Source organism: Flavobacterium urocaniciphilum (assembly GCF_900110615.1).
Taxonomy (GTDB): Bacteria; Bacteroidota; Bacteroidia; order Flavobacteriales; family Flavobacteriaceae; genus Flavobacterium; species Flavobacterium urocaniciphilum.
In genome coordinates this window covers 73,108-95,907 of the sequence record NZ_FOEI01000001.1, presented here as the reverse complement: position 1 = coordinate 95,907, position 22,800 = coordinate 73,108, and the positions used below count along the sequence as shown (strand labels likewise).

Sequence of the window (22,800 nt, the reverse complement as noted above, 5' to 3'; positions counted from 1 at the left end):
GTATTAGAATTTTAAATCTTGTAAGTTTTTAAATTTTTGAAGAGTTTCATTTTTTACTGGTTTTCTGAATTTTAAAACAAAAAACAAGTTGTATAATGCTTCAAATAAAGCCAACCAAAATAATTTAAAATAAGTAAAATCTTTTAATGCATATTTATTAAAGTTATGGAATAGGGTTTTAAAAATTTTTTTTAATGGGAATTTACGGTATACCAAATAAAAGAAAATTGTGTTTTTTAATTGTTTTTTAAACCTAAAGTAATATTTACCTTGTTGATTTCTTACCTCTTTATTTATTCTATGATTTACGATAATAGAATTATCATACAATATTTCAAAATCTGCATCTAAAACTTCAATTGCTAAGCATATTTCTTCACCATAAATATCAATCCATAAAGGAAACCCATTTGTTTTTTTATAAACTTCATTCTTTAATGCAAATCCACATCCAACAAAATTATTGGTTTGAAACTGAATAAATTCCTTTTCAGCTTTTTCTAATGCTAAACTATCAGATAAAAATTCACCCGTAACTTCTTGAAAGGCAATAATACCTAATTTTGGATTATCGTGAAATAAAGTTGTACATTTTTCAATAAAATTGTTTGAAATTGGGTGTGCGTCATCATCTAATCCAATTAAAATAGTTCCAACTGCATTTTTATATAACATATTTCTAGCTGGAGATGCGCCAATACTCTTGGCAACTCCAAACCATTTTACCCAAGGAAAATTTTCTTTTATTAATTCTGTTGTTTCACAGCCGTCAATAAAAACCAAAACTTCATGTACATTAACATCAATCATTTTATAGATTTTATCTAATGTAAAAGCAAGTTCTTCTGCTCTGTTTTTAGTAACTATTAAAAAAGAAAATTTAGTCATTTAATAATGTGTCAATTATGAATTTTAAATTATTCGCACCAAGATAATCTAAAAGTTCTGGTTTATTAAGTAACATTTCATTTGGATTTGCTTTCCATTCGAAATATAATTTTTCGATTAATTTTGAAATAACATCTACATTATCAATTTCAGAAAAATACTCATAATCATTTCCTAATAGCCTTCTAGTTTCGCTGTTCTCTGGACCAAGAACTAACATTTTTTTGTTTGCAGCTACACAATGTGGAAATTTTCCTGGCAAAAATGGACTGATATCAGATTTTGCTTCCAAAATTATATTTACAGATACAGAATATTGAAGTTGATAAACTACATCAAAAGGTAAATTTTTATTTATTGAGATTAAATTATCCCTTTTGTTTTTGTGTTTATTAAATGTATCTGAATGGTTTTCTGAAATACTTCCAATTAGAATTAATTGTGCAGTTTCATTCGCTTCAGGATTAGATTCTAAAAATTTAAAAAATCCTTCAATTAATCCTTTCGGATTTCTTTGACCTAATAAAGAACCTGCATGTAATAAAGTAAATTTATTTCGATTAAAGAATTCAGGTAACTGAATTTCTTTATTCTCAATTTCTACTAATTGATGAGGAATCACAACTCCTTTGTTTAAAAAATCAGGCGCAAATTTACCCATCCATTCTTTAAGTAAAAGACTAGGAAAACCAGAATATGCAGCTTTATTGGCAAAATTAATTAGAAATTGTTCTTTATACTTATAACCTGGAGCATAAAAATCATAAGGCTTTGGATAAAAATGAAAAGGAAATGGATCATGCACGTAAGCTAACCATTTACTATGCCATTCTTTTATGTTCAATAATGCTTTATGTGGTCTAAAACTCGCAGCCTTACTTAAAGTAATTACTAAATCTGGGTTAAAGCTATCTTTTTTTAATGTTCTTGTAAAATCATGTACATCACTTAAAAATGCTGGTGAAAAACCTATTTTTCTTTCAATGAATGGCGTTGTAATTAAATTAAAGTTTCTATTTAAAAATCTTAAAAAACCACCCAAAATATAAATCCAATTGAATTTATTTACATTAATTTTTACACAATGAGCACCATTAATTGAAATATCTTTCCTTGAATGATGATACACTTTAACATTATAACCTGCTTTTATCATGTTAATGATAAGCGCTACATTACATTTAGAACCACTACTATCATTTACATTTATCGAATCAACTACAACAAGTATTTTTTTCATAAATCCTACCAATTTTTTCTCCAATCAATGTTTTCTTTTACAACTTTAGCTGGATTACCAGCTATAATAGAATTACTTTGATTAAAATCATTCGTCACAACACTTCCTAATCCTATCAAATTAATTGATTCAATATTGACTCCGGGTGCAAAACATGAAGAAGAACCAACATATACATTATCTTTGATAGTAATTGATAAATCTTTAGTGTTTGTTTTTGTGTGAATTGACCCATGAGTCCAAAATTGACTATTTCTCCCAGCAATCCATGTATTATTTCCTATTGTGATATTGTTCCATAAATCGAAATAGTGATTATTTATTATTCTTGAATCACTCCCTATTGAAAATTTAGAAGAGCCAATAAAAACATTTCCTGAGTGTATCATCGAATTAGATCCAATATTTAATTCCGAACAAGAAAAAACATTATTATCTGCAATCTTAACATTATCACCAATATTAACTTTGGAACAATTTATTATTGATTTACCTATTGTAACATTTCGACCAATTGAATATCCAAATAAAGTTTTCAATAAAAAAACTTTAATTGAAGAAGATGGTATATGTTTAAAAAGTTTTAAAATAACTGACTTGCTTTTCATACTTAAAATTTTAAACTAAGTCTGTTTTTACTAAATAATTAATAATCTTTTCACAAGCTTTTCCATCTCCATAAGGATTATGAGCTTTACTCATCAATTGATATTGTTTTTCATTATGTAATAAACGTAAACAAGCTGCTACTATAGTTTCTGTATTAGTACCAACTAATTCAACTGTTCCAGCTTGAATCGCTTCTGGACGTTCTGTTGTATCACGTGTAACCAACACAGGTTTCCCTAATGATGGAGCTTCTTCTTGAACACCTCCTGAATCAGTGACTATAAAATAAGATTGCTGCATCAAATATAAAAAAGCTGGATAATCTACTGGTGGAATCAAATTTACATTAGGTACATCACCTAAAATACGCTGTACTGGTTCTTGCACATTAGGATTCAAATGTACAGGATATATAATTTGAACATTAGTTTCTGTAATTGCTAAATCCCTAATTGCTAAACAAAGATTTTCAAAACCAACTCCAAAATTTTCTCTACGATGACCTGTAATCAAAATTACTTTTTTAGTAGTATCCACAACTTGCTTTACTAAATCCAAATCGGCACAAGTAAAATTATTTTCTAGTTTAGAAATACCTAATTGCAAGGCATCAATTACAGTATTACCTGTAACTAAAATATTTTCTATGGAAACTTTTTCTTGCAAAAGATTTTCTGCAGCCCAAGAAGTGGGAGCAAAATGAAAATCGGCTAATCTTCCTGTAATTTGTCTATTTATTTCTTCAGGAAAAGGAGAATTTTTATTGTAAGTTCTTAAACCTGCTTCTATATGCCCTACTTTTATACCGTTATGAAAAGCGGCCAAAGCCACCATAGAAGAAGTAGTTGTATCACCATGAACACAGACTAAATCTGGTTTTACTTCTAAAAAAACTTCATTTATACCCGTTAAAATTCTTGCACTAAGTGCATTTAACGATTGGTTTTTTTGCATTAAATCTAAATCATAATCAGGAACAATTTCGAAAAAATCTAAAACCTGATCTAACATTTGCCTGTGTTGAGCTGTTACGCAAACTTTAACATCAAAAAAAGAATCTTTCCTTAATTGATGATATAAAGGTGCCATTTTTATAGCTTCTGGGCGAGTACCAAAACAAAGTAAAATTTTCATTTGTTTGATTTGTTTGTTTTTTTAATTGTCAAATGGAACATCCAATATTAATAAACTATTTGTTTAAGGTTGTATCATGGATGTTTCACGAAACAATTTTTTTCTTAATGCCGTAAAGATATAATCTTAAGGGTAAAAAAGTATAAAATATTTTCCATTTAATTTGACTTAAAAAAGATAATTTGGCTGTATTTAATATACTTTCAAATAAATTATATTCTTTATAATCTAAAGATATTTGAATGAAATATCTCAATAAATCATTTGTAATTAAACCTTTTTGTTGCAAATTTTGAATTACTAATAATATAGCATCAACATTTGACTTAGTTCTTTTAGGATCTAATCTAAAATATTGACCTGTCATTGAATGACTATGTCTTCGGGCAAAAAACAAAGTTTTCTCTATTGAAATACCTCTTATTCCAGTAGATAAAATTCTAGAATATAATTCCCATTCTTCAGCGTGTAATAAATGCTCGGTATATTTGTTTTCTTCAAAACATTCTTTTTTCCATAAAATTTGACAAGAATTAAAAGGCAAATCTTGATTCAAAAGTTTAAAAACATCGTTTTTGTCAATAAAAAAACTGTTGTAATTTTTAGAAAAATCAAAATCATAATTGAAATTATCATAAAAACCATCTCTAATATATCTACAAAAAGAAACGTTATTTTTAGACAATTCTAAAACAGTTAACTCTAAATTTTGAGGATGTACAATATCGTCATCATCAAAGAAAATGATATAATCTCCTTTTGCAATATCTAATCCATAATTCCTAGAGCCAGGTAATCCTTTCAAATAAGTATCAGGACGTTTTAAATATTGAAATCGAGCATCCTTTTCAAGTATAGGTGCGATAACTTCTTGTGTATTATCAGTTCCACCATCGTCAACAATAATACATTCCCAATCTTCATAAGTTTGAGCTTGAATTGATTGCAAAGTTTCTACAATAAAGCGCTCTCTATTGTAAGTAGCCATTATAATTGAAACTAGTTTCCTTTCACTCATTTAATTGTATTTTTTTAATTTCAAAATTGGTTTTTCAATTATAATCCATGATAAATAACTCAAACCAATAATAAATGTTGTTTGGAATAAAAACTCAATATATGAAAATTGTGTGTTTACGGAACAAATATTAAGTTTTGTCAAAATAAAATTCCAATATTTTGGAACAATATTATGATACAAATAAACGCCATAACTAATAACACCAACAAAATTTAAAAACTTATTATTAAATATTTTATTAACTACAAAAGAATTTGGTTTTAGGTAACATAAAGCAATTATATGTATTGCTATAACAGAAATTGCTAACCTTTCTGGAAAAAAGGGAATCGTTATGTATAAATTATGTACAATTATTAAAAACAAAATCGGAATACTTAAAAAGAGAGTCCATTTATAAAAACTAAAAACATGTGTTTTTTTGTACACTTCTATGTAAGCGAATAAACCTCCAATTCCGAATGCATTAACACAACTTAAAGTAAGAACACCTCCAATTCCATCAATAAAAAAAGGATAAAATGTTCCTATAATTATTAATAATATCAAAAAAAGTAAAATTCTTTTTCTGAAAACAAAAACCAATAAAAGTGGAAATAAGATATAAAATTGTTCCTCGACAGATAATGACCACAAATGAGATAAGGGGCCAAACCATTTATTCTGTAAATAGTTTAGATAATTTGCTCCATAAAGAAGATACCATGAAACATTTTCTTTAAAACTGTTACCAATTATTCCTTTTGTTAAATACAAAAACAACAGTAGTAAATAATAAATGGGAAATATTCTTAAAGACCTATTTATAAAAAAGTTCTTTAAAATTTTAACTTTTGAATTGAGATCATTTTTCTTTAAATTTATTTGAAAAAAAAGACCTCTTGAAATCAGAAAACCACTTAATACAAAAAAAATATCAACACCATATTTTCCTAATGGAAATGAATGTAAAATATGATTTTCTGGAAATCTATGTGATATAATGACAAAAAAAACTGCAATTGCTCTAATTCCATTTAATCCTATTATATAGTTCTTCATTAAGCGTTTCTAATGTATAATATTAAAATATTTTTATAAAAAATTAGAGATCAATTTATATAATATCCTCTAATTTAAATTTTGGGAAAAGAACTTTATTATTTTATAATTTCTACCACCATCGTTTCAAATTCATTTATTCTTTCAGGTATTATTGTACCATGTTTTTCAATATTTTGAAAACATGCAATATCACTTTCACCTACTTTAGTTTGTTTAACTTGTGTATAATTACATTGTAGTGCCAATTTACTAATACTAGAGAAATTATGAATCACTTGATGTCCCCATGCTTTAAAAAAATTATTTATAACATAATTATAATGTTCATCTTTATCAATTACTAATTCATTTACTTTTTTAAACTGAGGAAAATGATTTATATAATACTCTACATAGTCTTTGCTTTCAGGTTTTTCTGGATTATTGTATAATTTGAATAAAAAATCCAAAGTTGGAGTAGCAATTCGCATCACTCCCCCTTTTTTTAGAATCCTATAACTTTCTTGCAGCATATTGACCTGCTGTTCCACTTTTAAATGCTCGAAAAGATGTTCAGAATAAACATAATCAAAAGAATCAGATTCTAAGGGAAATTTAGCACCTGCATCAAGATATGCAATTTCATTAGAATCATTTAAGTCAGTATTCAACCAGCCTTTTAGTATATTGCTTCCAGTACCTATTTGTAATTTTCGCACATCATGATTCTTTACATAATTATCAATTATTGTTTTTTGATTTTTTATACTTTTTTGGGCTCTTTTCTTATCTCTAAAAAGTTCATATAAACCATACGGTGAAAAGCTTAATAAATACTTAATTTTTTTTATCATTTTAAATTATTATTTTTTATTACAGATTGGTACCATCAATTTTGAAATTAAAATTTCATTTTAATTGCTATTATTTAGGAATTTAGTTTTTCAAATTTTTAAATTGTAATTTTATTTTTTTTAAAAAATTTAAAAATTTATTTTCCGATTTTTTAAAATTCTTTATTTTTTCTTTTTCTTCAATTTTAATTCTTTCCAACATTTTACTCACAAAGTTATCAAAATCAGCAATGTAAATTTCTTTGTGTTTTATGTAAATATAATTAAGTAAATCATATTTAATGCTATTAGCTTTACTTGTTGTAGAATCATTCCTCTTCCTATATGAATATAAGACTTCTGGAATTACATGACAAATTCCATCATTTTTCAAAAGTCGGATAAAATATTCCCAATCTTCAAAACCTTTTCTCATGCTTTCATCATAACCACCAATTCGTTCCCAATCTTCTTTTTTAAACAAAGAGGTACCTAATGCGGCATTAGCATACATGAAATTTGAGATTGTACCACCTATTGGTCTATAAACATCAGTAGTTCCATTGATATAAAGCAAATTTGCATCACAAGTAACTAATTTGACATCATTGTTTTCTGAAAAAATGGCAATCGCTTTTTCACAAAATGTAGGTTCAAAAAAATCATCACTATCTAAAATTAAAATATAGTTTCCTTTAGCTTCATTTATTCCAACATTTCGCGCTGTGCTTTGACCTTTATTTTCTTGTGTTATTAACTTAGAAATTTTAGGTTCAAGCTTTTTTAAAACATCCTTAGTTTCTTTATTAGAACCATCATCTACAACAATAACTTCTTTATTAAGGTAAGTTTGATTTAAAGCAGAATCAATAGCTTGCTCAATATATAGTGCATCGTTATAACAAGTGATGATAATGGAAACAAAATTCATATTAACTTGATTTATAAATTAGAATAAATGATTGACCATTTTTCTTTGATAACATTTTGACTAAAATTATCAGCAACAAATTTATGACAATTATGACTCATTTCCTGAATTATAGTTCTGTTTTGATTTAAAAACAAAAGCTTGTTTACGACTTTATCTATTTCAAATTCATCGAATAAAAATCCGGTTTCATTTTCTTTTATCGTGTATTTAACACCACCTGAATTATATGCAATTACCGGAAGACCACAAGCTTGAGCTTCTAAAGTTGCTAAACCTTGTGTTTCTCTTCTCCCATCTGGTAAAGGAACGGCGACAAAAATATATAAATCTGAATTTAAATACATTTCTTTTATTTCAGACTGTGTCTTTTTTCCAACAAGTTTAATACTATCCGACAAATTATATTGTTGAATTAATTGTTCTAAGTTGCTTCTTTCTTCACCTTCACCAACAATATCTAAATGAACTTTAACATCATTTTTAATAATTTGATTAACGATTTCAATAAGATATTTCTGTCCTTTTACTGGATCCAATCTTCCTACATTAATTAATTTTAAAATAGGATTTTTATATTGCTCCTTATTTGATGGATTAAAATAATCTGTATCAACTCCTACTGGAACAAGTTTCAATTTATTTACTGAACAACCTAATTCTTCAATTTTATCTCCTAAATATTTTGTATTTGCTGTGATTATATTAGCACTTTCAAACAATAAATTATAATAACCATTGTTAGGAATATAACCATTCAATGGAAAAAATGCATCATGACCATGAAAAGTAGTAATTACTTTTGCTTTAAAATTACATTTTGCTTTTAATACATCAATTGGGAACTTATTATTACCATATTGAATATGAAAAATAGTGTTCACATTATTAAATTGCTGATAGAAATCCCAATAAAAAATCCAACTAACACTTTTTTCTTTTTGAAATTTATAAAAATTAAGAATATCTTTTACACTACTTATGTTTAAGGCAAATAGATAGAAAATTTTTAAAAATCTAATTATTTTATTTTTAGGATTTTTTACATCTTCAACAATAATTAATTCATTTAATTTATGCTTTAAAATTAATTCTTCTTGCAAATTTTTCTTAAAATCTAATACCTTAGAAACCAAAATCTTTACTTCATAATTAAGCTGTATAGCCATTATTATTTGTGCAATAATAAATGTTTCAGATACATGAGGAAACTCATTAATCTTAAAAACAATTGTCTTTTTGGTTTTTCTATTTTCCTGAATCTTCATGATTAATTTTAAGCAATTAGATTTCCGTTTTTTATTTTTTTTATGAAATAAATCACAATAAAGCTAACAGAAAAACAAGCTAACGACACAATTAAAATATCAATTATTGGATTTACAAAATAGTTATTAAAACCAAAAATTGTAAAAACACTAAGTACCAAAGGATGAATAAGATAAATCCCAAAACTACAATCATTTAATTTCGAAATTATGGGTTTAAATTTATCATTAATATTATCAATTTTTTTAAAAATCATAAAAATACCAATACAAACCATTAAAGTATTTAGACTTAAATACTCATAAAAATAATAGTAGAACTCATTGTTTTTGTTAGTCATAAAATAAGTTCCAAAAATGGTAACCGAAAGTCCAATTAGAATTAACAAAAAAGAAAACCAATTTTGGCATTTAACATAAATTTTCAAATAATAACCTAAAATGAAATATCCTATAAATCCAGAAAAATAGGTGAAATCTATTTTCGGAAAATAAATTGCTACACCTGGAATGGTTAGAAAAAGGGTTAATATCCAAATAATTAAAAAGTATTTAATATCATTTTGTTTAGAAAAATGAATCCATTTTTGAAAAATAGGAGCAATTAAATAGACGCCAATTAAAGCAAATACAAACCACAAATGATATTCACTTCCGTAAAAAACATCTCTTACAATCTTAGAAATATTGAATGTTTTATGATTAAAAATATATCTATTTGTTAAGCAATAAAGTAAAGACCAAAATAAAAAAGGTGGAATTATTTTTCCTAATCTTTTTTTCAAGAAATCTTTAATCTCGAATTCTTTACCTAATAACAAAGAACCACTAATCATAAAAAAAACAGGAACAGCATATCGACTGATACTATCATAAAAGTTCGCTACATTCCAATTAAAATTTGAAATTTTCCCAAATTCAACAACAATTGGTGCGGAAACATGAATGAAAATAACTGATAAAGTGGCTAAAACTCTTAAAAGAGAAATGCCATAATTATTCCTAGAATCATTTTTTGATTTAATCATTCTTAAAAATGGCTTAAAACTCTAAATAATTATGATGCGGTTTGCTATTTATAACCACACTATTTTTTATTGCTTTAGAATCTATTAATTTTATTTTCTTTATTAAGATTGACACATCTTTAAATTTTAATTGTAAAATATTAATTAATATTTTCTTAATCATGTGCAATTTGAGTCTGTAAATTTTATTAGACATTTGTTTGTTAACATCGGCATAAACGACATTAAGCCCATTAATAAATTGTCTATAATATTTATCGCTTCCTATTGTTCCTCCTTGATAATTATCATTTTTACTATCGTGAAATATCACAGATTTTGTTGTTATTCCAATTTTTAAACCATGATATAAAACCCTTTGACAATAATTATCATCTTCACCATATAAAAAAAACAGAGGATCAAATCCACCTACAGTAAGTAAAGTCTTTTTGGGCAGTAGCCAAGCAGCTGCATTAACAAAAGTATTTTCATACATCAAATCTGATTCATTTTTAAAAATTAAGTCAGAAATTATATTTGACATATATGTTATTTTTTGAAATGTATAATCTAGTGCTGTTCCATCTCCATTTAAATGAACAGGTGAAATTATTCCATATTCAGGATTTTTTTCACAAACAGTTATTAGATTTTCAATACATTTTTCTTGGGCGTATGCATCTTGATTTAATAAAAACACAGCATCAGCACCAAGTTTTAATGCATGAGAAATACCAATATTATTAGCTACACCGAAGCCCCAATTTTTATCTTGAAGGAGAATTTGAACTTGAGGAAATTTTTTTGTGATTAACTCAACTGTATTATCTGTTGAATTATTATCTACCACAATTACTTCACATTGATTAACAATGTTTTGTAAACACTTCTCAATCCATCTAGTTCCATTATAAGTTACTATAACTGTAATTACTTTCAATTTTCTAAAATTTTATATCAACTTAGATATTGTTTAACATTTGGATTAACTTGTCACTACCAACTATATCTATCCACAATCTAGAGTTTTCTCCATTAAAAGCATCTAATAAACTTCCAAAATCGAATAAATAAACGTTATACCCTTTTTTAAGAATTCTCTTTTGAAGTATCCTTCCTGAACAACCCATTGCAACCACTACAACACGAAAATTTTCCTTATCGTGATTTAAGGCTTCAATTAAATCTTTCTCAATTACATCAATGTTGCTATAAGCATCTCTTGATGGTGTTTTAATGTGCGTACTTCCAAATAAAGTGTTTACTAAATCTGGCTTTATAAATTCATTCCCAACGAAAATGGGATTTGATTTCTTCAAAAACTTCAGAAAATCTACACAAAAATCTTCATCAAAAGCAGCTGTATAATGTAAAGCTACTGGACTGTAAACATTTTTATCTTTAAAATATTTTTTTGTTGCCCAATAATATTTCAAAGCGTCATTATCAGAAACCAGATGCATATTTTCGACCATTCCGGGCTCAAACCCAAAAAAATTTGAGTTAATAGCTAATGCTTTATGAAGAACTCCAATATTCAAATTAAAAGTTTCCTTCATTTCAGATGAAAGCTTTTTGTCACTTTTTTGAAGTAAATCATTTAAGCCTAATAACAAATAAACATCTCCATCTCCAAACCTTAAATAAGCACCTTTTCTTTTTTGTTCAATAGTTTGCTTAATTTCTTCTAATGTATTTTTTGCCTTAACTAATTTTACCTTATTTTTTAGTGATTTCTTTTCACTTTCCGATACAATATGCCAGGTCTTTTTAGGTCTAATAATTTTTAATTTTACTAGAATTTTTTTTATATATTTCTTTATAACCATTCTGTTTTCAAAAAAGTTTTTGGATTCCAAATTGATGTATACTCGAACCCCGTTTTATTTATATCGTGTTGAACTATTTTGAAATTAATTGCATTATTCCAATCTTCAAAATTAACATCGCCTGGAACATGTAATACAAAGCGGAGATAATATTCTCCAGTTAACAATCCTAACGTATCAATTTTAAATTTTATCTCTGTATCTAAAGAATTAAAACTCTTATTATTCATTTTCCAACTTGAACAAACTGCAACTTCTTCATCTGCGAGATTATAAATAAACCAAACAACTGAATATTCTCTGGTTTCATTCATATCTGGTTTTATAGACAAACTTACTTGCAAAAAATCTCCAGCATCATAAAAACTAGATAAGTTATTGTTTACTCCACTTTTTATTTCGCATTTTAAAATTTTAGGCCCTTTAGATTCTTTAATATCAACATTAATTTTAGGATTTTCAAAGAAAGAATTATTTAGACTAGACAAATAAAACTCTAATGACTTATTCACATCTCCACTAAATAAAGTAGAACCCTTATCCAAAACAATCCCTTTGTTACACAAGTTTTTAACCGCTGACATATTATGACTCACAAACAAAATAGTTCTTCCTTCACCTTTGCTTACATCGTTCATTTTACCTAAACATTTCTTTTGAAAGTCGGCATCACCAACAGCTAAAACTTCATCAACAATTAATATTTCTGATTCTAAATGTGCCGCAACAGCAAAGGCTAATCGCACATACATTCCTGAAGAATAACGTTTTACTGGAGTATCAATATAACGTTCCACTCCAGAAAAGGCAATAATTTCGTCTAACTTTCGAGTGATTTCATGCTTACGCATACCTAAAATGGCACCGTTTAAAAATATATTTTCTCTACCAGTTAATTCTGGATGGAAACCCGTACCAACTTCTAACAAAGAAGCAATTCTACCTTTAGTATAAATTTTACCTGTTGTGGGTTGTGTAACTTGACTTAATATTTTTAATAAAGTAGATTTACCTGCACCATTTCTACCAATGATACCAACAGAATCACCTTGGTTAATCTCAAAATTGATATCTTTTAATGACCAAACATAATCACTATCTCCTTTTTTACTTCTGTCATTAGCTTCACCAACTTTCAAAAAAGGATCTTCTTGACCGCGTAATTTATACCACAATCTCTTCATATCGTCTTTAACAGTACCTGTTCCTACAAGTCCTAAACGATATTGTTTAGATATATTTTCCGCTTTTATAACTACTTTACTCATTCTTTTTGTTTCGGATTTAGTGAATCGGATTTAGTGAATCGAAATTTGAAATTTTGTTTCACTTTTCACAAATATTTTTCGACTAGTTTACTTTTCAAGACTCAATTTTCTTACCCACATAATTTTTAAATCCGAGTAACATTTTCTTCACGTTTAAAATCATCTCCTCCATTTCTTCATCTTTATTAACAAACTGTAATCTAACAGCAATCATGTATTGTGTTTCCAATTCTGCGATTGAACCTAGTGCAATATACAAAAACTGAATTAGTTCTTTATCTCCTTTTCTAGCTGAACCTTCAGCAATATTTGAGGGAATTGAAACAGCAGCTCTACGCATTTGATTTATCAAACCAAACTTTTCAGATTCAGGAAAAGTTTGTGTCATTTTGTAAATTGATTCTACTAAATCCATACTCTTTTTCCAAACATCTAGATTTTTATGTTCCATTAACCTCTACTTTTTTATAATTTGAATCTAGTTTCGAAATATTATTTCACAATTCCGATTCAGTTTTCTTTATTCAAGTTTCACGAATATCGTTTCACTATTCACGTTTTACAAACACCATTTCACATTTCACGAATATCGTTTCACTATTCACGCTTCACAAAACACCATTTCACGTTTCACGAATATCGTTTCACTATTCACGTTTCACTATTCACGTTTCACGAATACCGTTTCACGTTTCACTACACCGTATCCATAAACGTTTTTTGTGTTTTATTAAACACTAAAATTCCAATCATCAAAATGACAATTGAGAAAATTGTTGGATATAATAAATCGTACATATTAAAAGTTCCTATTCCCATATAAGCAAAACGCATGTAATCAAACAAGGCTACCAAAGGGTTCCAATCTAAAACCCATTTGAAATTTTCTGGAACTGATGAACTTGGATAAATTACTGGTGTAGCATACATAAATAATTGAATTCCAAAACTTATTAATTGATTCAAATCTTTATATTTTGTGGTCATCGAAGACAAAATAAGTCCAATTCCCATTGAAATTAACGCCATTAATATGATAATAATTGGCGTTAATAACATCCAACTATTTGGAGTAATCTGATTGTTCATTGAATAATAAACAACAAAACAAATAAATAATAAAAATTGCACTCCAAATTTCATCAAATTGGAAATCACAATTGTTAACGGCATTATTAATCTTGGAAAATATACCTTGCCAAATATTCCAGCATTGGCATTAAAAACCCCTGAAACCGTTGTTAAACAAGTGGAAAAATAATTCCATAAGGTAATTCCGGCCATGTAAAAAATTAATTTTGGCGCACCATCAGTTGAAAGTTGAGCTACATTTCCAAAAATTACAGTAAAAGTTATGGTTGTTAATAAGGGCTGAATGAAAAACCAAAGTGGACCTAAAATGGTCTGTTTATAAACCGTTACAAAATCTCTTTTTACAAACAACACTAATAAATCTCTATAATGCCACAACTCTTTAAAATTAATATCAAAAAGAGAATGTTTGGATTCTATAACAGTATCCCATTCAGAAGTATTTATTAGTTTTTCTTTCATTTATAGTTTTTTAATTCCGATTTTGCAGCAAATTAATTGCCTAATAAAAGTTTTGTAATATATGTCTTTTACACACAAAAACAAAGACTTTAACCAATCTTCAAAATTAGACTATTTTAAAGAAGTTGCAAATAAAATAGCCTTAAATTCATTTTTCATTCAAAAATTCTAAAATGGCTTTTTCCATAGCTTGTAAGCCGATAATTTCAATTTCATATTGGGTTAATTTCGACATTCCATTTTTACTTAATTCTAATGTTGCTTTTTTCTCTAATTGTTTTGCTAAATCTATTTCAATATTCTTTTGTTCTAAATAATCAACGAAACACATTGTAGCCATATTATATTGCTGTTTTTTTTCAACCTGTTTCATTTTTCTTTCTAGAAGTAATTGTTTGTATTTGTTTTCCTTTAGCGCTTTTTCAAGCTCAATTTTTTTCTGAATTTCTTGTGTTTTCAAATTAGTAATAATTCGTTTCGAACTAGTTGAATGATCTTTAAAATACTTTAATATTTCAGCCAATGTATTCATCGCATCAACAGGTAAACTTCGCTTGCCTATCTCAAACATACCTATTTGAGATTTCGTAACTTTTAACAACTTGGCTAAATCAAGTTGACTTATTCCAAAATACTTACACGTTTTCATTTTTTGTGATTTACATTTTTAATTACAAATAAAATCACAAACAATGTGATTTCAAAATTTCTTCATAAAAAAAATCACATAACAAAAATTGTAAATTCAAAATACTTCTTAATCTACATTAAGCGATATCCAATTTACTATGTGGTAACTTTGTATATCAAAATAAAAGAATAACATCATGACAACAAAAAATATCGAATTAATAGCCGAACCTAGAACACCTCATTTTGTAGGTGATGGTTTTAGAGTACATAATTTTATTCCAAGTGGTTTTCGTTTGGATATGGAACGAATGAGTCCGTTTATCATGTTAGATTATAATTCTAAATATCATTTTTCCCCATCTGAAATTCCAAGAGGTGTTGGCGTGCATCCTCACAGAGGTTTTGAAACTGTAACAATTGCCTATAAAGGAAAAGTTGCCCATCATGACAGTGCTGGTGGTGGCGGAATTATTGGTGAAGGTGATGTTCAATGGATGACAGCAGCATCCGGAGTTTTACACAAAGAATACCATGAAGAAAATTTTAGTAAAACAGGTGGCGTATTTCAAATGGTACAACTTTGGGTAAATTTACCTGCAAAAGATAAAATGTCGAATCCAAAATATCAAGCGATTTCTAATGACGAAATGGGTCGTTATGAACTTCCAAATAATGCCGGATACATTGAAGTCATTGCCGGAAATTATAAAGACATTAAAGGACCTGCTTCAACATTCACACCCGTGAATATGCATAATGCAAAATTAAATAAAGGCGGAAAGGCAGATTTCTCATTCCCAGCAAAATACAATACAGCATTATTGGTTATTGAAGGAAGCATTAAGGTAAATGACATAGAAGTTGTACCGTTAGATCATTTTGTTTTATTCGAAAATAAAGGCGAAAATTTCACCATTGAAGCATTAGAAGATGCAATTGTTTTGGTATTAAGCGGAGAACCAATAAATGAGCCTATTTTTCCTCATGGTCCTTTTGTGATGAATACTCGAGAAGAAATTATTCAAGCAATTGAAGATTTCAATAATGGAAAATTTGGATTTCTTGAAGACTAATTTGAAAAATCGTAAATTGTAAATCAAAATAAAAAAATCATGAATAGAAGTGAATTTTTAAAAGGTGGCTTACTAGCAGGAATTTCAGCTTTGTTTCTTGGAGTAAACAAATCGTTTTCTTCTGATGAAAAAGAAAATGCTCAGAAAAAAGCAACTAATGGATTGCGACCAATAGAAGGTATTTTATCGCCTACCAATACGCACATGGTTGGAAATGGATTTAAGGTGATGAACTATTTCCCGAATGGAAAAGGTTTTGAAGAACGTATGAGTCCTTTTTTCTTATTAGATTTTAATGCCGAAGTGAATTTCCCTCCATCCGAATTAGCACAAGGTGTTGGTGTTCATCCTCATCGTGGTATTGAAACAATAACTTTTGCCTATAAAGGTTCTGTTGAACATCATGACAGTAAAGGAAATCATGGTATAATCAATCCTGGCGACATTCAATGGATGACAGCTGGTGGCGGTGTCCTTCATAAAGAATATCATGAGCAAACGTTTAACAGAACAGGTGGAGCATTCGAAATGATGCAACTTTGGATTAATTTACCCGCTAAACACAAAATGACTCCAGCTAAATACCAGAGTATACTTCATACAGAAAAACCAAAAGTCATTTTACCTAACAACACAGGAGTTGTTCATGTAATAGCTGGTGAATATATGGGAACAAAAGGAATAGCTTCAACCTTTTCACCTATTCATATGTATGATATTCATCTAGAAAAAGATGCTAACTTTTCATTTACATTACCATCAAATTATAATTCAGGTATTTTAGTTGTAGATGGAGATATAGAAATTAATGGAAAAAAAGCCCCTGAAAACCATTATGTTCAATTAGCAAATGACGAAGGTGAAATTCAAATTAAGACAACCAAAAAAACAATCTTAGTTGTTTTAAGTGGCGAACCTTTAAATGAACCTTATGTTTCATATGGTCCATTTGTTATGAATACTGAAGAAGAAATCCGTCAAGCAATAAAAGATTTTAATGATGGTAAATTCGGATTTTTAGAAGATTAATCTAATAATAAAATAAAAATCATGTCTAATGTACAATTAATTATAGAAGAACGCGCTGCTAATATTGGCAATTTCTTGGTTGGAAGATTATTACCTTTTAGAGAAAAGAGAACCGTTGGACCATTTGCCTTTATTGATCATATGGGGCCAACTTATTTAAAAGACTTTCAGAATTTAGATGTAGCACCTCATCCGCATATTGGACTTTCAACACTTACTTATTTGTTTGAAGGAAGCATTTTACATAAAGATAGCTTAGGTACAGAAATTGAAATTCAACCTGGTGCGGTAAATTGGATGACAGCAGGCAAAGGAATAGTTCATTCTGAAAGAACCCCTCAATATCTTAGAACTTCTGACAAAATGCTTCATGGTTTGCAAATTTGGGTAGCACTTCCTAAAGAATTAGAAGAAATGGAACCCAATTTTACTCATGTTGCAAAAGATGATTTACCACAATGGGATCAAGATAATGTTTCAATAAAATTAATTGCAGGTGAAGCTTTTGGCAAAAAATCGCCAGTTCCTGTTTATAGTCCACTTTATTTTTTAGAAATTAAATCGAAAACCAAACAAAAATTAAAAATTGGCGACTATTTATATGGTGAAAGCGCTTTATACATTTTAGAAGGTAGTATTATAAGCGATGGAACTGTTTTTGAACCAAAACAAATTTTAATTGCAAAGGACAGTAAATTATGTGAATTTGAAATAAGTGAAAACACAACAGTATATATTTTCGGTGGTGAAGCATTTCCAGAAGAACGATTTATTTATTGGAATTTTGTATCTTCATCAAAAGAAACAATAGAAAAAGCAAAATTGGATTGGCAAAATCAAAACTTTCCAAAAGTTCCTGGTGAAACAGAATTTGTATTGCTTCCTCCAGAGAATAATGCTTTTAAAATCAAAAAGTAACCAAAAACCTTTTAATATTATGAAAAACAACGATTTAGGATTATTAATTATCAGACTTTCTTTGGGTATTTTAATGTTATTACACGGTATAGCAAAAATTACTCATGGTGTTGACTTTTTAGGTGGTATGTTTAAAGATTTAGGACTTCCTTCATTTTTTGCCTATACAGTATATATTGGAGAAGTTGTTGCTCCTTTATTAATAATTGCAGGATATCGCACCCGATTAGCAGCTTTAGTATTTGCATTTACAATGATTGTTGCCGTTGGAATGGCACATGCTTCTGATATATTCAAATTAAGTGACACTGGAGGTTGGTCATTGGAATTACAAGGCCTTTATTTCTTTGGTGGTTTAGCTTTATTTTTTACTGGAGCTGGAAAATATGCAGCCTCAACTAATTCTAAATGGGATTAAAATAAAAACGCAAAAAATATAGATATACACTCAGCCATACAATTTTTGTGTGGCTATTTTTTTTACCCACCGCAACTCACTATTCAGTATTCACAATTCACTAAAAAAGCTATCTTTGCAAAAAAATAAATACATGTTTTCCCTATTTAAATCGAAACCAACTTTAGCAGAATTAATACCAAATAATTATGTGGATATTCATTCACATGTATTACCGGGTATTGATGATGGTGCTAAAAACCTTAAAGACAGTCAGTTTTTATTGGAATCGATGATAGGTTTTGGATTTAAAAAATGTATTACATCGCCACATACAATGGCAAACGTTTTCAATAATACTATAGAAAGTATAAACTCTGCTAAGTATAAAGTTGAAAATGAATTATCAGAATTAGCGCAAAAACTAGATTTGCAAGCTGCTTCTGAATATTATATTGATGAAAATTTTATTGAGAATTTTAAAAACAATCCGCTATTAACCTTAAAAGACAATTATGTTTTAGTGGAAATGTCGTTTTTAAATCCACCTATTCAATTACATGAATATTTATTTGAATTACAATTAGCGGGCTACCAACCTGTATTAGCACATCCTGAACGCTATACTTTTTACCATAATAGTTTTAAAGATTTTGAAAAGCTTAAAAAAATGGGATTAAAATTTCAGTTGAATTTATTATCAACTGTTGGCTACTATGGACCTGATGTTGCTAAAATTTCTGATAAATTGTTAAAAGCAGAATTTATAGATTATGTTGGTTCTGATATTCATCACAAACAACACATTTCATCTTTTTCAAGAAAAATTGTAATTAAAGAAACGAAAGCTTTTGAAACTGCAATTGAAAACAATCAATTTTTCTTGTAAATAGCACAAAATAAAAACATCAATTAGCTACACTTAGTTCGTTTCCACTTTGAGTCGAGATTTTTATGAAGTAGAATCAAATGAATCTTGAATAGTTTTTAATGAAATTTATTTCCCAAGCAGCTTTTTCCACCAAGGCTTTACTTCTACTTCAACGCCGTAACCGTAACCGTAGCCATAACCGTAACCATACCCTTTTTGAGATTCAGTATCATTAATTAAAATTGACATGTTTGGTAGTTTCGACTCGCTATACAATTGTTGCGGTAATTTCAACATTCGCTTATCTAAATAATTCGCACGAGTAACGTATACAAAAGCATCTGCTAAATGTCCGACAATTAAAGTATCCGTTACCAAACTTACTGGAGCTGTATCAACGATAATGTAATCAAATTTTGATCTTAATTCGTTAAATAAAACACCCACTTTTTTATCCATTAATAATTCTGCAGGATTAGGTGGAATTATACCCGCTGGTAACACATAAAAATTAGAATAATTATCAATTTTGATAATCAATTCATCTATTGAATTGTATTTATTAGAAGACAAATAATTTGTTAGTCCTACTTGAGGTAATTGTAAATAATTATCAATTTTCGGATTTCGAATATCCATTCCAATTAATAAAACTTTTTTATCTGAAAGAGCAATAGTAGAAGCTAAATTAACAGACACGAATGTTTTTCCTTCTTTTGGAAAAGTAGACGTTACAAAAATTGTTTTTGCCTGTCCGTCTTGTACGTCTTTTAATAAAAACTCTAAATTCGTTCGAATAATTCTTATCGCTTCTGCTGTATTGGTTCGACTATTAATTTGAATGATATCGTTTGGACTATCAGATTTAGGCACATCACCAATAAATGGAATGGATGTATTTCTTTCAATATCTAATCGAGTTTTTACTTTATTATCGAAGAAATTAATTAAATAAATGATACCAAATGGAATTAAACCTCCTAAAACCAATGCAACCAAATAAACTACAGATCTATTTGGAGAAACCGGGCTATTTGTAGAATTAGCATCATCAATAACTTTTGCATTGGGTTCCGTTACCGCTAATGAAATAGCCGTTTCTTCTCTTTTTTCTAAAAGATATAAATACAACGCTTCTTTAACTTGTTGTTGTCTGGCAATAATTCTAAATTCTTTTTCTTGCGTTGGAATTTGAGAAATTCTACCTTCAACAATTGCATTTTGACGGGCTAAATCGTTCTTTTTAATTTGTAACGAAGCTTTTAATTGTTGCAAACTTGCTGAAACAGTCGAACGAAGTGACGCAATTTTTTTATCAATAGCTAAAACAACAGCATTCTTCTCACCTGCAGTTTTTAATAATCTATTGCGTTCTAAAACTAAATTATTATATTGATTGATAACCTCTGAAGCATCAACATCTGAAGTTAAGATATTAGCCGGTATTAAATTCTCAACTTTATTAGCTTTCAAATAATCAATCATAGTATTGACAACTTTCAACTGTGTTTCCGTTTCAATTTCACGTTTTTCAAATTCACTAGCATTTTCTAAAAACAATCCTGCTTCTGAAGTAATATCTGTAACTCGATTTGTTTTTTTAAAGCTTTCAGCATCTTTTTCAACACCTTCTAACTCACCATAAATTAACTTTAATCTTTGTTCAATAAATTTAGAAGTATTTTCTGCTATAAAGTTTTTATCTTCAATAGCATCTTGATTATAATTTTTTACTAAAGCATTAAGAAAATCTTTCGCTCTAACATGAATTGGATCTACAAAATTTAATTCAATAACACTCGTATTTTTACTTATTGTAAGTACTTTTAATCTTCCTCTATAATTATCAGCTAAAGCTTCAATTGGCAATACCTCAACACGAATAGAAAAATCTTTTAATGCATTTTTAGCGGTTACATTATCTTTTACAACCGTAAAATTGCCCGTTAAATATTTAATTGATTCACCATATTTAAATGTTCCAAAAAGTTTGGAACCTATATAAACTTCGAAAGTATTATCCGTTTGAGAAACTACTCTAAATTGATGAAACTCATTGAAAAAATTTGTGTCTTGATTATAAAATAAAATTTTAATGGGACAATTAGTATAAATTTCACCGTCTTTAATTCTTCCTTCGTTGATATAAATAATATTAAACCCTAATTCACTAAGTGTCTTTTTTATAAGTTTTCGAGATTTTAAAACTTCAATTTCATTGTCAACATTACTCTTAGCTCCTTTAAGCATACCTAAATCGGAAAAAGCTGAAAGTTCAGAAGCCAAACCTCCTTTTCTATCGTCTTTTACTAAAATAGTAGACGTAGCATTGTACATTGGTACCGTATATCTCAAATATAGAAATGCAAAAAAAAGAGACAAAACAATCCCTAATACAAACCATTTCCAGTGTATTAAGTATTTTTCAATTTGTTCTCTAATATTGATGTTTTGATTTAAATCTTCATCAAAATTTTGACTATAATTTTGCATACTATTTAATTGTTAAAGCTAATATAGTAACTACTAATGAAAGTGCAGAAATACCTATTGTTAAATTAGGACCTACAGCTGAAGAATTTATTTTTGTTTTATTAGGTTCAACATAAATTACATCGTTTTGTGATAAATAGTAGTTTGGTGAATTGATAAAATCCGTTTTAGTAATATCAATTCTTTCATAGGTTTTTACGCCATTTTTTTCTCTTATCAATAAAATATTATTTCTTTTTCCATAGATAGTTAAATCACCCGCCAATGCTAATCCTTCAACTAATGTAATTCTTTCACCTGAAATTTGATAAACGCCTGGCTTAGCTACTTCTCCCAAAACTGAAATTTTGAAATTCAATAATCTCACATTTACTATTGGATCAGAAATATGTCCGTTTTTAAGCAATTCTTTGATTTTATTTGTAGCTTCAATTCGAGTTAATCCACCAACTTTAATGGTACCTAACATTGGAAACTCAATATTTCCTTCTTGATCAACAATATACGCTTGATTTCTTTCTTGCGGAATTACATTTTCAGAATTTCCTTGATAAGAAATCGTTTTTAAATTATATGGAGATGCAGCTTCAGGATTTTCTGAAGTGACAATAATTAATAATTGATCGTCTGGTTGTAATGTAGTTTCAAATTTTACATTAGATTCAATTTTGCTCGATTGGTTTAAGTACACCATTTTAGAAGGTGATGTACAAGAAACTAATGAAGTGAAAACTACTAAAAGTAGATATATATATTTACTCATGAAATGCATTTTTTA

The 22,800-nt window shown here is 28.1% G+C and carries 23 protein-coding genes; 5 read left to right on the top strand and 18 right to left on the bottom strand.

Annotated elements, in window-relative coordinates; translation table 11 throughout:
- Nucleotides 1–3 precede the first annotated feature (3 nt).
- The 16 genes from BMY86_RS00390 to BMY86_RS00315 all read right to left on the bottom strand — a co-directional run bounded on the left by BMY86_RS00390 (nucleotide 4) and on the right by BMY86_RS00315 (nucleotide 15,257).
- Nucleotides 4–888: a glycosyltransferase family 2 protein gene (locus tag BMY86_RS00390; RefSeq protein WP_091463560.1), complete on the bottom strand. Its 885-nt coding sequence runs from the start codon at nucleotides 886–888 to the stop codon at nucleotides 4–6.
- Entirely contained in the window at nucleotides 881–2,128 is a 1,248-nt protein-coding gene (locus BMY86_RS00385) for a glycosyltransferase family protein (RefSeq protein ID WP_143065572.1), read from the bottom strand. Before BMY86_RS00385 ends, BMY86_RS00390 begins: the two co-directional genes overlap by 8 nt.
- A 5-nt stretch (nucleotides 2,129–2,133) precedes the next feature.
- The gene (locus tag BMY86_RS00380) at nucleotides 2,134–2,736 is read right to left on the bottom strand and encodes an acyltransferase (protein ID WP_091463554.1); all 603 of its coding nucleotides are present in this window, start codon (nucleotides 2,734–2,736) and stop codon (nucleotides 2,134–2,136) included.
- A gap of 10 nt (nucleotides 2,737–2,746) precedes the next feature.
- A complete protein-coding gene (wecB, locus tag BMY86_RS00375; RefSeq protein ID WP_091463551.1) occupies nucleotides 2,747–3,871 on the bottom strand; it encodes a non-hydrolyzing UDP-N-acetylglucosamine 2-epimerase in 1,125 nt (374 codons plus the stop codon).
- Between the two features lie 85 nt (nucleotides 3,872–3,956).
- Nucleotides 3,957–4,889 carry a glycosyltransferase family 2 protein gene (locus tag BMY86_RS00370; protein ID WP_091463549.1) on the bottom strand — a complete coding sequence of 311 codons (933 nt, stop codon included), beginning with the start codon at nucleotides 4,887–4,889 and terminating at the stop codon, nucleotides 3,957–3,959.
- The gene (locus tag BMY86_RS00365; RefSeq protein ID WP_091463546.1) at nucleotides 4,890–5,933 is read right to left on the bottom strand and encodes an acyltransferase family protein; all 1,044 of its coding nucleotides are present in this window, start codon (nucleotides 5,931–5,933) and stop codon (nucleotides 4,890–4,892) included. It abuts the gene before it with no gap.
- A 98-nt stretch (nucleotides 5,934–6,031) separates the two neighbouring features.
- Nucleotides 6,032–6,769, bottom strand: a complete 738-nt coding sequence (locus tag BMY86_RS00360) for a class I SAM-dependent methyltransferase (protein ID WP_091463543.1) — start codon at nucleotides 6,767–6,769, stop codon at nucleotides 6,032–6,034.
- A gap of 82 nt (nucleotides 6,770–6,851) precedes the next feature.
- Nucleotides 6,852–7,679 (bottom strand): glycosyltransferase, encoded by an 828-nt coding sequence (locus tag BMY86_RS00355; RefSeq protein ID WP_091463542.1) that lies wholly within the window; start codon nucleotides 7,677–7,679, stop codon nucleotides 6,852–6,854.
- Nucleotides 7,680–7,690: 11 nt separating this feature from the next.
- Entirely contained in the window at nucleotides 7,691–8,947 is a 1,257-nt protein-coding gene (locus BMY86_RS00350; protein WP_091463535.1) for a glycosyltransferase family 4 protein, read from the bottom strand.
- 8 nt (nucleotides 8,948–8,955) lie between these two features.
- Nucleotides 8,956–9,975, bottom strand: coding sequence for an acyltransferase (locus tag BMY86_RS00345; RefSeq protein ID WP_091463534.1), 1,020 nt, complete (start codon nucleotides 9,973–9,975; stop codon nucleotides 8,956–8,958).
- 13 nt (nucleotides 9,976–9,988) lie between these two features.
- Nucleotides 9,989–10,897: a glycosyltransferase family 2 protein gene (locus BMY86_RS00340; RefSeq protein ID WP_091463533.1), complete on the bottom strand. Its 909-nt coding sequence runs from the start codon at nucleotides 10,895–10,897 to the stop codon at nucleotides 9,989–9,991.
- Between the two features lie 22 nt (nucleotides 10,898–10,919).
- On the bottom strand, nucleotides 10,920–11,786 hold the full coding sequence (locus tag BMY86_RS00335; protein WP_091463531.1) for a GT-D fold domain-containing glycosyltransferase: 867 nt from the start codon (nucleotides 11,784–11,786) through the stop codon (nucleotides 10,920–10,922).
- A complete protein-coding gene (locus tag BMY86_RS13160) occupies nucleotides 11,777–13,054 on the bottom strand; it encodes an ABC transporter ATP-binding protein (RefSeq protein WP_245745576.1) in 1,278 nt (425 codons plus the stop codon). The genes BMY86_RS00335 and BMY86_RS13160 overlap by 10 nt, the downstream gene beginning before the upstream one ends.
- 94 nt (nucleotides 13,055–13,148) lie before the next feature.
- Nucleotides 13,149–13,505 (bottom strand): four helix bundle protein, encoded by a 357-nt coding sequence (locus tag BMY86_RS00325; protein ID WP_091463522.1) that lies wholly within the window; start codon nucleotides 13,503–13,505, stop codon nucleotides 13,149–13,151.
- A gap of 245 nt (nucleotides 13,506–13,750) precedes the next feature.
- A complete protein-coding gene (locus BMY86_RS00320) occupies nucleotides 13,751–14,608 on the bottom strand; it encodes an ABC transporter permease (RefSeq protein WP_091463520.1) in 858 nt (285 codons plus the stop codon).
- Between the two features lie 148 nt (nucleotides 14,609–14,756).
- Entirely contained in the window at nucleotides 14,757–15,257 is a 501-nt protein-coding gene (locus BMY86_RS00315; RefSeq protein WP_091463518.1) for a helix-turn-helix domain-containing protein, read from the bottom strand.
- 178 nt (nucleotides 15,258–15,435) lie between these two features.
- Between BMY86_RS00315 and BMY86_RS00310 the strand changes: the two genes are divergently transcribed.
- The 5 genes from BMY86_RS00310 to BMY86_RS00290 all read left to right on the top strand — a co-directional run bounded on the left by BMY86_RS00310 (nucleotide 15,436) and on the right by BMY86_RS00290 (nucleotide 19,547).
- Nucleotides 15,436–16,314 carry a pirin family protein gene (locus BMY86_RS00310; protein WP_091463516.1) on the top strand — a complete coding sequence of 293 codons (879 nt, stop codon included), beginning with the start codon at nucleotides 15,436–15,438 and terminating at the stop codon, nucleotides 16,312–16,314.
- A gap of 204 nt (nucleotides 16,315–16,518) precedes the next feature.
- Complete coding sequence (locus tag BMY86_RS00305) at nucleotides 16,519–17,343, top strand: pirin family protein (RefSeq protein WP_245745601.1); 825 nt, start codon at nucleotides 16,519–16,521, stop codon at nucleotides 17,341–17,343.
- A gap of 21 nt (nucleotides 17,344–17,364) precedes the next feature.
- A complete protein-coding gene (locus tag BMY86_RS00300; RefSeq protein ID WP_091463512.1) occupies nucleotides 17,365–18,261 on the top strand; it encodes a pirin family protein in 897 nt (298 codons plus the stop codon).
- 16 nt (nucleotides 18,262–18,277) lie between these two features.
- Nucleotides 18,278–18,679, top strand: coding sequence for a DoxX family protein (locus BMY86_RS00295; protein ID WP_177177118.1), 402 nt, complete (start codon nucleotides 18,278–18,280; stop codon nucleotides 18,677–18,679).
- A 133-nt stretch (nucleotides 18,680–18,812) separates the two neighbouring features.
- A complete protein-coding gene (locus BMY86_RS00290) occupies nucleotides 18,813–19,547 on the top strand; it encodes a tyrosine-protein phosphatase (RefSeq protein ID WP_091463508.1) in 735 nt (244 codons plus the stop codon).
- Between the two features lie 108 nt (nucleotides 19,548–19,655).
- Here BMY86_RS00290 and BMY86_RS00285 read toward each other — a convergent pair whose 3' ends face one another.
- Both BMY86_RS00285 and BMY86_RS00280 read right to left on the bottom strand, forming a co-directional pair.
- Nucleotides 19,656–22,022 (bottom strand): GumC family protein, encoded by a 2,367-nt coding sequence (locus BMY86_RS00285; protein ID WP_091463504.1) that lies wholly within the window; start codon nucleotides 22,020–22,022, stop codon nucleotides 19,656–19,658.
- A gap of 1 nt (nucleotide 22,023) precedes the next feature.
- Nucleotides 22,024–22,785 (bottom strand): polysaccharide biosynthesis/export family protein, encoded by a 762-nt coding sequence (locus tag BMY86_RS00280; protein ID WP_091463501.1) that lies wholly within the window; start codon nucleotides 22,783–22,785, stop codon nucleotides 22,024–22,026.
- Nucleotides 22,786–22,800: the final 15 nt, after the last annotated feature.